The sequence below is a fragment of the Shewanella sp. SG44-6 genome (assembly GCF_014164185.1).
Taxonomy (GTDB): Bacteria; Pseudomonadota; Gammaproteobacteria; order Enterobacterales; family Shewanellaceae; genus Shewanella; species Shewanella vesiculosa.
Genome location: NZ_JACJER010000028.1, coordinates 1 through 14,238, shown reverse-complemented (window position 1 = coordinate 14,238; position 14,238 = coordinate 1). Strand labels below are relative to the sequence as shown.

Annotated in this window: 9 protein-coding genes; 2 read left to right on the top strand and 7 right to left on the bottom strand. The window is 42.7% G+C overall.

Annotated elements, in window-relative coordinates:
* Nucleotides 1-69: 69 nt before the first annotated feature.
* A complete protein-coding gene (locus tag H5185_RS07205) occupies nt 70-1,386 on the top strand; it encodes an anaerobic C4-dicarboxylate transporter (RefSeq protein ID WP_182741711.1) in 1,317 nt (438 codons plus the stop codon).
* Nucleotides 1,387-1,827: 441 nt separating this feature from the next.
* Here H5185_RS07205 and H5185_RS07200 read toward each other — a convergent pair whose 3' ends face one another.
* From H5185_RS07200 to H5185_RS07185, 4 genes are all read right to left on the bottom strand, one after another.
* Nucleotides 1,828-2,304, bottom strand: coding sequence for a hypothetical protein (locus H5185_RS07200; RefSeq protein ID WP_182723211.1), 477 nt, complete (start codon nt 2,302-2,304; stop codon nt 1,828-1,830).
* Complete coding sequence (locus tag H5185_RS07195) at nt 2,294-3,025, bottom strand: glycoside hydrolase family 19 protein (RefSeq protein WP_182741710.1); 732 nt, start codon at nt 3,023-3,025, stop codon at nt 2,294-2,296. The genes H5185_RS07200 and H5185_RS07195 overlap by 11 nt, the downstream gene beginning before the upstream one ends.
* A 306-nt stretch (nt 3,026-3,331) precedes the next feature.
* Nucleotides 3,332-6,487: a DUF3427 domain-containing protein gene (locus H5185_RS07190; protein WP_182741718.1), complete on the bottom strand. Its 3,156-nt coding sequence runs from the start codon at nt 6,485-6,487 to the stop codon at nt 3,332-3,334.
* 115 nt (nt 6,488-6,602) lie between these two features.
* Entirely contained in the window at nt 6,603-7,709 is a 1,107-nt protein-coding gene (locus H5185_RS07185; protein ID WP_182741709.1) for a Fic family protein, read from the bottom strand.
* A 233-nt stretch (nt 7,710-7,942) separates the two neighbouring features.
* On the opposite strand from H5185_RS07185, the gene H5185_RS07180 reads away from it, so the two are divergent.
* A complete protein-coding gene (locus H5185_RS07180) occupies nt 7,943-8,665 on the top strand; it encodes a sulfotransferase family protein (RefSeq protein WP_182741708.1) in 723 nt (240 codons plus the stop codon).
* Between the two features lie 85 nt (nt 8,666-8,750).
* Here the strand turns inward: H5185_RS07180 and H5185_RS07175 are convergent, their stop codons facing one another.
* The 3 genes from H5185_RS07175 to H5185_RS07165 form a co-directional block, all read right to left on the bottom strand.
* A complete protein-coding gene (locus H5185_RS07175; protein ID WP_182741707.1) occupies nt 8,751-10,181 on the bottom strand; it encodes an MFS transporter in 1,431 nt (476 codons plus the stop codon).
* A 260-nt stretch (nt 10,182-10,441) separates the two neighbouring features.
* The gene (mdoH, locus tag H5185_RS07170; RefSeq protein ID WP_404948449.1) at nt 10,442-12,625 is read right to left on the bottom strand and encodes a glucans biosynthesis glucosyltransferase MdoH; all 2,184 of its coding nucleotides are present in this window, start codon (nt 12,623-12,625) and stop codon (nt 10,442-10,444) included.
* Between the two features lie 11 nt (nt 12,626-12,636).
* Nucleotides 12,637-14,238, bottom strand: a complete 1,602-nt coding sequence (locus H5185_RS07165) for a glucan biosynthesis protein G (RefSeq protein ID WP_310741661.1) — start codon at nt 14,236-14,238, stop codon at nt 12,637-12,639.

Genomic DNA, 14,238 nt, shown 5'->3' with positions numbered 1-14,238 from the left:
CCTCAAAGAGAGAGTGAGATAACTTCAAAAGGCTAAAAATAATAACGACCTACATGGGGAGAGAACACGATGTTTTATGTACACATGCTGCTGTTATTAGCGGTGATATTTGTTGGTATTCGCCACGGCGGAATCGCCTTTGGTTTATTGGGCGGGTTAGGTGTTTCGGTACTCGCTTTTGTATTTGGCATTGCCCCAGGCTCACCGCCAGTCAGCGTCATGTTAATAATTCTGGCCGTAGTCGCAGCCTCTGCAACATTAGAGGCCACTGGCGGTTTAAAGCTGTTGGTCAAATTTGCTGAAAAGCTGTTACGCAAACACCCTGAACACATCGTTTTTTTAGGCCCACTGTGTACCTATTCGTTAACCGTACTGGTCGGCACTGGCCACTCAGTTTATCCCCTGCTTCCTGTTATTTATGATGTCTCATACAAGAAAGGCATCCGCCCTGAACGCCCATTAGCCATGGCAACTGTGGCATCACAAATGGGCATTACCGCCAGCCCTATTGCTGCTGCCGCTGCCGTAGTGCTTGCCACCGCCGTTGATAACAATCTAGATATTAATTTACTTGATGTACTCATGGTGACCATTCCCGCAACACTAACAGGCTTGATAGTGGCGTGTACTTGGAGCTTAAAGCGCGGTAAAGATTTAGATAAAGATGAAGAGTTTCAGGCACGTTTAACAGATGATGAGTTTCGTGAATCATTAACCGATCCAAAAGCGGATGAAGTGCAAACGCCACAAGCAGAATCAACGGCAAAGAAAGGCTTAACAGTATTTTTACTCGGTATCTTTGCCGTTATCATGGTGGCAATGTTTAGTAAGCAAATACTGCCAGCTGGCGTAAAAATGTCGGTAGCAATTCAGTTTATGATGCTGTCTGTCGGTGGGATAATTTTACTCGCCACCAATATATCACCGAAAAAAATTGTCACCAGTAACGTGTTCACCGCGGGTATGACAGCGGTCATTATCATTTTTGGTATCGCATGGATGAGTGACACCATTATTGAGCACCATAAAACCTATTTGGTGAGCGCGGTAAGCGACATTGTCAGCGTGTATCCATGGACATTTGCTATCGCGATGTTTGTGTCATCGATCTTCTTAAAAAGCCAGGCTGCGGTATTAACCATTATGCTGCCACTAGGTTTTTCACTTGGCATCCCAGCACCAGTATTAATCGGCGTGCTGCCCGCGTGTTATGCCTACTTCTTTTTCCCATTCTACCCAAGCGATTTAGCCGCAATTAGTTTTGACAGAACAGGCACCACCCATATTGGTAAATACGTACTCAACCACAGCTTTATTATTCCAGGCTTTATTGGTGTAGTAACCGCCACATTTGTTGGTTACTTTATATCGATGGCTATTAACTAATCTCAGCGAACATTTTGGCTTTGAGCTTTGGGCTAAGAACTAGAGTGATAAACTGCTAGTGACTCACTAGCAGCAATAAAAATGGCAGCCAATATGGCTGCCATTGTTGTTTTTAATCATTAAGAACCTAAAAGCGCTAAGACTTAAAACGCTAAGACCTTAAATATTAAAACCGAATTTACTTAGGCCAAAACAAAAATGAGCAAGTCGATTATCAGCGGGTTTATGAATTAACCCGCCAACCACATCATCCTCTGCAACATGCCGTAAACCCATCCATGGGGGCTTGACGAAAACATCCGGTCTTGACCAATCGCAAAAGCGAATATATCTAGGCTAGAACAAGTCTGCTTTAAAGCAAAACTGAATTTAATGCCAAACATCCCCCACAAAAAAAGTGAGCATTTGAGCTATAATTTGAATCGAAAAATGCAGAAAATGTCACTTATCGCTTTGAATATAAATAGGATTGTCATATTCGCTCTTGTTATTTATATATTTACAAAAACCGCTTGTCGTATTCTGTGTTTCAAACTCTAAAAAATGAGGTTTTACAGACTCATTTTTATCACTTGGGATAACATAGTATGAACTAATTGATTTTATTGGTGAATATATCTTATTTTCATATTTAAAGATGACATACTCCAAATATTCCGCACTACTAACTCCTGTTTCAAAATTCCCCTTAATGACTGGCACTCTGAAATCTATTCCTCCGCATCTAACATGTAGAACAGCAATTAACTGCAAATCGTTTGACGCCTGGCGGTCTATGATTACTTCAGCAGCTCCTTCTGTGGGAGAATGTAATAAATACTCTTGGTCAGTCCACTCAGATAATCTGAACTCATTTGCATTTAGTGAAAATGAAGTTAAAAAAACTATAAAAAAACAGAGAGCTTTATTAAAAAACATCTTTAAATACCTTCCTTTTTAATAAATCAGTTAAATTATCATGACGCTCGCTGTAACTTGTTGTCTTATTATTAATGACTTTAGTTATACTATCCGTAACCATTCGACTTGCCCCTATATCTGCTTTTTTATAAAGCTGATGTTCAAGCCAGAATATTAGAGCAGATCTTACTGCAAACTTGGGTTGTAGCAATAAATCGGGGTTAGCAACAAAATCGACACTTGCACTCCACAAGTTATTATGTTTTGTTTTCATTGAAATATAATTGGATTTTCCGGTTAATTGAAGCATACCTCTACCTCTATATTTCCAGCCGTCACCAGACTCTACACTGCCATTACCCATTCGGTTCGCATATGCATGATTTGCAATTGCTTCGATATCTGCTTTTTTATTAGTAGCCCTGTTATATGCGTGATTTTTTGCATCTGAAGGAGTTCGTCCATAGTGTGAGAATGTAGATATCAAAGCCATTTCACTATAATTAAGATTCTCCTCTAAGTTGAATTTACCTCCAACTTCATGCATCACTTGAGCAATAAAGTGACACATTCTTAATTCTGTATTGAGTTGACACATATTAACGTTAGAATTCAACTCCTCAGCCACTTCACTTAATAGTTTGTCGCTTACATTTTGTTCACTTCCCCAAATTTTTCTAAGGTGCGATAAACTCAGAGTTTGATTTTTAACTCTATTTGAAGACTTATATATAGACATCATCAATTCCTTTTTTACTGACTATTTACATATAATTTTTAAACCCACTTTAATTTAAATAAGATACGACAGGATTACATTTGAGTATATAATCCTCAATAATGATGAAGCATGACTGAATACACCCCAAATAATAACCCCAAACAGTTTCGCTCTAAGTTAATAAGACTTAAATACTGTTGAAGTTATTAAAACGAAATATCCCAAATATCAACATACTTCCTAAAACGATACACAGTAAACCCATCCATGTGACTTGGAGAAAACATCCTGTTTTCAACAGCTGCCGATACCGATATGATCGGCTTATCCTACTGCTAATTTTGCAGCTTCATGCCACATTGCATCAGGTATGGGCGTCATTAATTTCCAGGTGATATTCATGGGTTGTGCCCCAGTGTGAGCCATATAAACCACCTCACCAAAATTAACAAAGCCCATGGTGCGACCGTTCTCATCTTTCGCTTGCTCACGCACAAATAAGATTAACTTACGACCCATTTTTGCTTGCTCAATATAGCCTAAGCCCCTGCCATACTCTGGTCTTGCACTATTTTGAGATTGCCAATGAAATAGTGATTCATTAATCGCATAATCATGATACATAGTCGTTGGTGAAAATTGTTTGACTGACTTTTTCAAAGTAACAAAAAGTAATTCAACATTAAGATCGTTAAGAACTAAAACACCTTCCCTTGCGGTTGATTTTCTCTCAAAAGAACTTGCACCACTGGCGGCTAGGATCTGCTCTCTGGTATATCTTGAATGCACTTTTAAGGCTTCTAGTGCGGGGATATTCATTTCAAATTCGCGATGATGAATGCGATCGATAAGTAACGATATGACATCTAGCAGCTCTGCTTGTAATTGAGTATTCCTCAACGCAACTAAGCTTTGCTTAAGGTTTGTAAAGCCTAGCTCGGTGCCGGATTTATCCCAAAAATTGTAATGGCACATTAGTGCAAATTGGCACTGGGTAGCATCATTTTCTTCAAAACTGAAGTTATCAATAATTAACTGCTTTAAAAACTGTAAATATGAGATAGAACTGCAGCCGAGCAAGTGATTATTTATCGCACGATAGTACGCTTTAGCCAGACTAACATCTAAATTTGGCTCATTAATTTGATTTTTATTTGCACTATCAACGAGTTCTAGCCAGCTCATTTTTAGCTTATAGATATCCTCTAAATTAACATTCGGGTTAAAGCGTAAAAAATGAGCCAAGGTTAAGGTTAATGTACTTTGGTGCTGAAAATTATTAATGAGCTGTCGCAACCTGCTAGCATTCATGGTTGCACGGCTAATATTTCGCAAAATCATTGCCTGAGTCTGCTCTTCTAACTCGATCCGACACCCTAATGGCAAATGCGGGAAGTCATTGTTGATCTCGTCTTTAATCGATTGATTCGTTTTACCAACCAGCGCCCTAAACTTTTGCGAAAAGTCATATTCATCACGTGAATTACCCACAAAATCTAATACGGTACAGCACTGTTTGTCATCAGTTAACCGCAACCCACGACCTAATTGCTGTAAAAAGATAGTTAAGCTTTCTGTTGGACGTAAAAACAAGAGCGTATCGACGTCTGGAATATCGACACCTTCATTAAAAATATCCACAACACATAAAATGTTCACATGACCGCTGATTAAACTTTGGCGTTTTTGTTGCCTCTCATGACTATTATCACTAGTAAGAACATCTGCGCTAATACCGGCTAAGTTAAACTTCTTTGCCATGTATTCTGCATTTTCTTTACTGACACAAAACGCCAAAGCTTTTATCTGACCAATGTCAGTGACTGTGTCATTAAGGCTGCTAATAATGCGAGCGACTCGCTGTTCATTATGAGTATAAAGATGGCTTAGCTCTGCGATATCATATCGCCCTTGATGCCATTTAATGTTACGAAGGTCGGTATCATCATCAATTGCAAAATACTGAAAAGGGCATAAATAGCGCTGATTGATGGCTTCAGGCAAACGAATTTCTGCGGCTATAACCCCACAAAAATCATCGAGAATATTTTGCCCGTCATGGCGCTCTGGTGTGGCAGTTAACCCCAATAAAATCTTGGGAGAGAAATGTTCTAACAAACCTCGATAACTATTAGCGGCAATATGATGTACTTCATCTATCACAATATAATCATAGAAATCAGCGGTGAGCGGTAAACTTGATAATTGTAAATTTAAGCTTTGTATCGAAGCAAACAAATGCTGGTAGCTATTAGGTTTGTGCTCAGCAACCCACAATTCACCAAACTGATTATTCTTCAATACTCCACGATAGGCAAATAAAGCTTGCTTAAGGATCTCTTGTCGATGAGCCACAAATAAGAAATTAGCTTCTGGATGCTGTTTATAAAAACGTGAAAAATCAAACGCTGAAATAAGCGTTTTACCGGTGCCGGTTGCCGCAACGACTAGATTTTTATACCGCTGATGAATACTACGCTCAACATTTAACTGCTCAAGAATTTCTCGCTGATGTGCAAAGGGTTTGATATCAAAATGAAAGGTGCTGCTTTCGGTATAACTACCTTTAGCCTCACGTAATGCTTCATGAAGCTTGTTTTTAGCTTCGATATCGCCATTAAACGATTCAAATTCACTTGATTGCCAATATGATTCAAAGGTGTTGAGGGATTTATCGATAATGTGGGGGATTTCTTGGGTGGTTATTTTTAAATTCCACTCAAGACCACTAGTCAGCGCAGAATGGGACAAGTTGGATGAACCGATATATCCAGTGTGAAATCCTGTATCACGCAGAAATAAATAAGATTTCGCATGCAAGCGCTCTCGCTTGGTGTTGTAACTCAACTTAACTTCGGTGTTAGGAAGGCTAGCTAAAAACTCGACTGCTTTAGCATCGGTCGCCCCCATATAAGATGTCGTAATGATCCGCAGCGTTTTGCCGCTTCGAGTGAACTCTTCAAGTTCATTTTTAAAAATGCGAATGCCAGCCCACTTAATAAAAGACACTAACCAATAAATTTTGTCTGCTGAGCGGATCTCGCGCTTTAATTCGGTATCTAAAGAAATTCCGGCATTGCTACCACAAAAAAGTTCGCTTTGGCTTAACCCTGTTAGCGGGTAGATAGCTTTAGTAAACGCTGGGAAGTCTGTAGCTATAGGATTTGTTTTATCAAATAGTGCCGTCAATATACGGCCTTTACTATCGAGCAAGTTTTCAGTGATCAATTGATCATCTTGAACATGATCTTTTAACCAAAGCACTAACTTATTTGCCAAGCTGATTTGCTCGGTAAGTTGGTTGTCTCCGCTGGGGATTGCACCAATGGCATACTCCATTATCTTGGTCAAAAACCTCGACAGCCAAACACTAGCCTCAGCGCTCTCTAATGGCCGTTCACCTAAATAGAACACATCACGATTAATGCTTTTATCTATCAGCTGAGTAATAAGCTTTTCATAAATACCAACTTGTTCCATGTCGGATAGGCCTTTTGAAAGTGAAAACACTAAGAATATACCATAGCAATAAGTGCATCTTACGACTAAGAATAATATTATTTATCAATAAAATGCTTACAGAAAAACGATTAAATTAGCGCACCAACACATACCTTGTGCTTCTACCGCCTGCGCCAGTTTTGGCTAAACACTGTTGATCCACAAGTTGAGCCAAATGACGGGTTGCGGTTGCGCGGCTGACTTTAGCGACTTTTTGATACTGGCTACTACTGATCCCATCATTAAAGTCACCATCAAGTAATCTATTTAGCACTTTCACTTGTTCTGTGGTTAACGCTGGAGTGAGTAAGCGTTGGTTCACTCGACGCCAAAATTGGGTTTTAGCAGTAGTTTGCTCAATGCTATTGAGTGTGTGTTGAATAGCGTCATTTAAGGTGTCTAAAAACCACAGCAGCCAAGATGTGATATCTAAGCCACCTTGCTGGGTAGACTCTAATATTGCGTAATAAGCTTTGCGTCGCTCAAGAATACTAACTGACATGGCGTAAAAATGAATCGAGCGATGCTCAGCTTGCGCGAGTGCTAAGTCGGTGAGTAAACGCGTTATACGTCCGTTACCATCATCAAGCGGGTGCAAGGTGACAAACCACAAATGGGTGATGGCTGCGCGCACGAGCGGGTCGACATTAGGTTGATTTCGCGATTGATTAAACCACTCAAAAAACTGCGTTAAGTTAAGATCTAGTGTATTGCGTGGAGGCGCTTCAAAATGCACTGTAGGTTTGTCTAAACGGCCAGATACTACTTGCATAGGTTCATTACCACGTAACTTACCGCCAACAACAGGATTAAACTCCATTTGGTTTTCTGGAAATAACATTGAACGCCAACCTAGAATCCGCGTTAAACTCAGCGGATGTTGCCAGTTTTGTAGCGCATCTAAGGTGATATCTGCTAAACCATCAGTTTGCGTCGTGGTGGGATAAGGTTTTTCTTCACTCACGCCAAGCTTATTCGCCAAAGAGGAACGTACAGAAAATGCGTTAAGCTTTTCTCCTTCAATAGCACTTGAATGAACGATATTGGCCAGCATGGTATCGAGTGTCCATTGACTCGCGGATTCCGAACCCATTTTACCCAGCAGCAAACCCTGGTTAAATTGAATTTGCCTCAATAGTGCACTTATACGAGCATTATCCCATACAAACTCTGGCCATTCTTGCTGTTGCCAAATCCACATAGTAACTCCTGTTTAGCTGACTAAAATACTGTATTGATGCACATACCCAGCTATTCTACTTACAACATGAGGCAAATAGCAATTTATTCGCCTCACAAAATGAGGCGAATAGAGTGGCTAATTGCCTCATGGCTCCCATTAGCAAGCTCGATAACACCTTGGCAGGCATTTCGGTATAATCGTTTACTGTCTCTATAACCTTTAATTTATATAACCCAATGCGACTGTAATTAATGACATCTAAGCTGACTGAAGTATCGACATCACCACAAGCCGCTTTACCTAAAGCTAAAGTGGCGAATGAGCTAGCTAGTAAAGTGTTTATTATTGGTTTGCCGCGTACCGGCACAACCAGTGTGAGTGTGGCCTTACTTGAGCAAGGGTTAACGGTTGCCCACCAAGCCTTTACTAAGCAGGCGTTTATGTTGGCCGATGCGGTGTCTGATGCGCCGTGTTTTAGTGACTATCAGCAGTTAGATAGGTTATTTCCCAACGCTAAGTTTGTTTATTTAGATAGGCCGTTAGATAAGTGGTTGCCGTCGATGCAAATGTTACTGGGCAGAATGCTAGTGCATTTAGACAAAGACAAGGGTCGTTTTCATCCGGTGATGAAACGCAGCTTTAACCATTGCTTTGATATATGGCAGGTTGAGGATGTGTTTGATGATAGCCATTTAACAGCCTGCTATCTGCGCCACCAGCAGCAAGTGCTGGACTATTTTGCAGGGCGAGATGACTTTATTGCCCTTGATATTAGTGTGACCGGTAGCTTTGCTGCGCTGTTGCAATTTATCGGTTTACCTAAGCCAAATACCACTGACTTTCCGCAGTTGAGCTTTCCACAGTTAAATATGGGCCGTAATGTGGCCAGTTGGGATGAGTATAAACACCCAAATAAAATTAGTGCTAACGCTTCGGGGCCTGATAAGCGCAAGTTTTTTGATTACCGACTGTAACGCTGTCGATTAAAAGTGAGCGCGTCAATACACTCTGATCCACTCGCGTATCAACCACGGTTTTATAACCGTTTGCGGCTGGTCATTACTTCTCTTTATCGCGCTTTTTCTTGGCAACGGTTAGCCAATCTAAGCTCACACCCGATATGGCATTAAAACCACGGATACGGAAAATCAGTGTCAGCAGTTGAGGTCTAGGGCGAATTTTGGGCTCGACCGAGCGCGGAATAAACCACAATGCCACCAGCGATCGCATGGTAGTTGATACGATAAACACCACAAATATTGGGCTGCTTAACCAAGTATCCAAACCAGACCAAACTAAAAACACTTCCGAATATGAGGCAATGGAGCCGCCGACCATGGCTCCCACAAACACAAATCCGGCGCTTAATGCAGCTTGTAAGGCGGCATAGATGGCAAAGTCACTGCGAAAGGGTCGAATATCGTAAAGGTAATTAGCAGTGCTTAAAGTAAAGCCACTCCAAGCAAAACCCGAAAAAGCTTGAATGGCGAGAATGTATAAATAATTTTCCGAGAATAACCACAGCAACGGCAAACTGGGAATTAAGCAGCTGGTGATGATCATCACCAGACGATTGCCATATAGGTCGCTAAAGCGCCCCCAAAAGCGCAAGGTGATGAACTGAGTCAAAATAGACGCTACGCTGCTTAACACAAATTCAAAGTAGGTAAAGTGCAAGCCTTCGAGCATATATACCGCAAAAAACGGTGCTGATATCGCGACCATGCACTGCATACCAGCAACAAATAAACTGTAATGCCTAAAGGTTTTATCTTTCCATGCTTGACCAAAGTTATACAAGGTTTGGGTAAATACCCCTGATGCTTTTGCCACCCTAGGTTCTGGGTCGTGCATTTGCAATAATAACCACGCCGATACAAACCGCCCCATAGCCGCAATCGAAAACAGTAAACTAAAACCAAGCCATGCCATCTGCACTGAGTCGGTTAAGGTTAAGATGCCGCCGCCAACAAAAAATATGCTTAGTGATGCCATCATGGTTAAGCGGGTGCGCGAAGCAAAAAAGGCGCCGCGACGACGCTGTGGCACTATCATGCCCATCCAAGCACGCCAATGTGGCTGAATCAGATTAATAAACCCTTGATAGAACACAGCTAAGCCAATGAATAACCACACCGCATTCTCAGGCCTAAACGCCGCGAGCGCGCCCATGCCTAACACCACTACCGCTTGCAATACTGCACACACAACAATGAATTGTCGGCGACTAAAATGACTCGCTAACCACACTGATAACAGTTGTGCTATCGCGCCAAACAGCTGAGGTAAACCGGTTACCCAACCCATTTGCCCTAGGCTTGCCCCTAAGAAAATCGCATACGCATTAAAAAAGTTGTCACTGGTGGCTGTCATGGTTGACGATGCCACCGCCTCTTGCTGGCTGCGGCGCAAGGTACACCTCAGCCACGACAATCTATCGCGACTGCGTGAGCATGGATTATGTGGACTTGATGAAGGATCAAAAGCCATAAGCTATATAAGTGCACACCATTGATAAGTGATTGATTATGATTACGGATTAACGTCACGGATGAAAGTCACGGGTTAACGTTAGTGACTAAAATTATGACTGATAAATAATCAGCTCACAATCTATAACGATCACATAATCATCTATTGTCATTGTAAGCTTAAGTGCGCACTGTGTTGATATAAGCCCCCAGAAACACAAAAGCCCTGTCATAAACCGGCAGGGCTTTTTTCACATCAACCGTAAATCACACTCTCACCTAACAGAAAGACACGATTCCTTCGGTGACATACTGCTCTGGTAACTTTTGTAACTGTTTAAGCAATAAAGGATTGCCCAGTAAATACGCCAATTCTTGACGGGTAAACAGACTGGCAATGTTGTGCTGGCATTGTGCTTCTTGCACCTTAACCCGGGTAATCGCTTCCAGCGACTCAACCGCAGAACCAGGTAAACGATGAGGCCTTTTATCGATAATGGCTAAATGAAGATCCATTAACTCTGGGTCTTGCAGCAGTTTTGATAAGGTCCACGGCTGCGCAATAGCGCTAACGTATTCGCTACGGCGTAGTTGTGAATCTAGACTTAGCTTGGGGGCACACACTTCTTCAGGTGTTGCCAGTATGGCTAAACGCTTTACCCATAAACCAAAACCTTCAGAGCCTGTCATGGCCGAAAGCAGAACCGCCAGCCACAAACCAATTAACGCAGGGCTCATCCAAGCTAACAAGGTCAGCGAATCAAGCACAGCGGCATAACCTAATAGCGCTCCAATTAACATGTGCCAACGATGGCGGTAAATCAGTGTTAGCCAAGGTAAACTGCCATCATCACGTCGTTGTGGTGCCCAACCGCTGTCGCGTCCGGCTAAAATAGACATTACCGCACCGCAGTGGATCAGCATCATTATCGGCGCAATCAGTGCCGACAATATCACTTCAACCACGACGCTAATCATGGCTTTACCTCTACCACCGAGCTGCTTACTCATGGAGCTATTTTTCAGTAACAATATGATCCCAAGAATTTTAGGACCAAACAATATACCCATGGTGATATAAAACAACCGCAGTGCACGGTCTGAGTCCATCACCGGCCAAGTGGGAAATAAGGAGAATTGATCCGTAAAGTACTCGGGGCGAATAAAGTGCGCTTGTAATGCCAACATTAAGCCTGACAAAATCAACATTAACCAAAAAGGCGATGACAAATACGCCATGATCCCTGTGAGTAAATGTAAACGGCTCACCCAATGTAACCCTTTACTAAACAACACCCGCGAGTGCTGTAAATTACCTTGGCACCAACGGCGGTCGCGCACGGCTAAATCGACAATAGACGGTGGGCATTCTTCATAAGAGCCAGGAAGATCTGCGGCAATGACCACGCTCCAACCAGCCCGTCGAATCAAAGCCGCTTCAACAAAGTCGTGGCTCATGATATGACCACCAAATGGCGGTCTTCCTGCAAGATTGGGCAACCCAGCGGCGCTCATAAAAGCCTGAGTACGAATGATGGCATTGTGGCCCCAAAAGTTGCCTTCTTTATGGGTCCACCAAGATAAACCCGTACCAATAACCGGGCCATAAATACGCGCAGCAAATTGCTGTAATCGCGCCATTAGGGTATTGCCATTGATTAAATACGGAATGGTTTGGATAAGCCCAGCATCAGGGTCTGCCTGCATACGTCTCGCCAAACTGACGATAGTGTGGGTTTCCATTAAGCTGTCAGCATCTAACACCAAAAGATGGTCGTATCTGGCGCCCCAGCGTTTGCAAAAATCGGCCACATTACCGGCTTTACGGGCATCATTTTTACGCCGACGGCGGTAATACACCCGCGCATCTTTGCTGACTTGATGGCGCAAGATTAAAAATGCCTGTTCTTCTGCCAACGCAATATCAGGGTCAGTAGTGTCGCTTAATATAAACCAATCAAACGCATGGCTTTCGCCCGACGCAACCAAGGCCATGGCCATCACTTCAACCGCGGCAAAAACGCGATCGGGTGACTCGTTATAAGTCGGCATTAATATTGCGGTGCGAGTATGCAGTTTTATACTTTCTGCAGTTTTTGTAGACGGTTTTTTGAGTAGTATAATAAAGCCAGCTATGCCGCCGCTAAATGCCAAAGCAATCCAACAAAAGTTAACCGCAAACAAGACCAAAACAATGTATTCCAGCGGCGTTACTCCGCCGACATTAAATACCGATACCATCTCGTAAATAGCCATTATCGACATGATAAAAGCGCTGCCAACCACTAACAGGCGACGTAAAGTGACTGACTTTACGCCATTGGCAATAATACTTTTACGTGGCATACCGTCGGACAACGCACGTAAACTTTGCGCTTCCATTGGGCTTGGTCGCTCTAGCGGCATGGCAGCACCACCGACCAATATAGGGTCGACGGCGCTAATATCAGCCTCTGCTTGCATCATGTTCATATTTAAAGAGTCCAACGATAAAGCCAAGTTTCGACATCACGTGGGCCAGTAAACTTCAGCTCAGCACGAAGCTCAATCAATTCAGCATCTTGTGGGTCCATTTCAAAGGCTAAACGGTAACCGTTGGTTTTAGGCTGACGAGACACCACCACATTGGTGACTACGCCTGCAGAACTCTGCACTTGTGCCACTGGGATGTCATCGTTATTACCTTCTTTTACTTGATAGTCGATAACAAACAAACGTCTCGGTGTGGCTTTCGCAATTTCAGCGCGGCCACTGGCGGTACGCGCCACAATTACAGTGCCATCGTCAACTTCAGGCTCGTTACCCCAAATTAACCGATAGGTAAAATGAAACTCACTACCGGCTGCGATAGGTTGTTTAGGCTTCCAGTAGCTGACGATGTTGTCATGAATTTCAGAGTCGGTTGGAATTTCGGTTAACACCACCTCACCCGCGCCCCAATTACCGACCGGCTCAACCCATAAACTTGGGCGACGCTCATAATGGGCTTCGAGATCTTGGTAGGCATCAAAACTACGTTCACGCTGAATTAAACCAAACCCTTGCGGCGAGTTGTCCATAAAAGCACTCACCTGCAATTGCTTTGGATTGGCTAGCGGACGCCATAAACGCTCACCGCGACCATTTAAGATTAATAGCGCATCAGAATCATGCACTTCAGGTCTGAAATCATCGGTGTTTTGACGACCATTCATAGAATGTAAAAACATACTGGTACTAGGCGCTAAGCCGACTTTAACTAAATCGACTCGTGGAAATAGAGTCGCTTCCACATCGATATGGGTGTTATCGCCCGGTCTAACTGAAAAGCGATATGCCCCTGCCACGCTAGGACTGTCCAGCAAGGCATGTACCACGATTAAGTTACTGTCGGTGTTTGGGCGTTCAACCCAAAAAGCGCGAAATATCGGAAACTCTTCACCTTCAGGCTCAGCTGTATTTAACGCTAAACCTCTTGAAGACAAGCCGTAATCGCTGCCTTTACCCAATGCACGGAAATAACTCGCGCCTTGAAATACCATAAGCTCGTCGAAATATGCCGGGTTATTCAGCGGATAATGGATACGTAAACCTGAATAGCCAATATCTTGGGTGGGTAATTTTTGGCTAAGCACGTCGCCTGCACTAAAAAATTCTGAGTTATAGGCTAAATGAGTGGCTTGATTGCCTTCAACTAAGGCAATTTCAATCAAATCTTGGAAATAAAAGCCCCGATGAAATAATTGCATTTGATAGGGTAAGCCTTCGGCTTTCCAAATAGACGCTTCTGGCTTAAAACGAATATCTCGATATTCATCGTAAGAAATTTTAGCTAAACCAGCTGGCAGTGGATCGTTAAGATCCACATAGGCAGTTTGGGATAATCGGCGGGCGATTTTAACCACAGAATCGGCATCAAAATTAGCCGTTTTCGCAAAACGCACTTTAGTTTGTGTATCTAAGGTATTTTGTGGTTTAACGGTCACCGTTTCATCTGTGTAAGTCTGAAGCGGTATGGTCACGCTAGATGATGAAGGGACAGTAGTAGGCGAGTTTGATTCTTGTGCAGCAAGGGTAAAACAAAGCCCTGCGGCAAT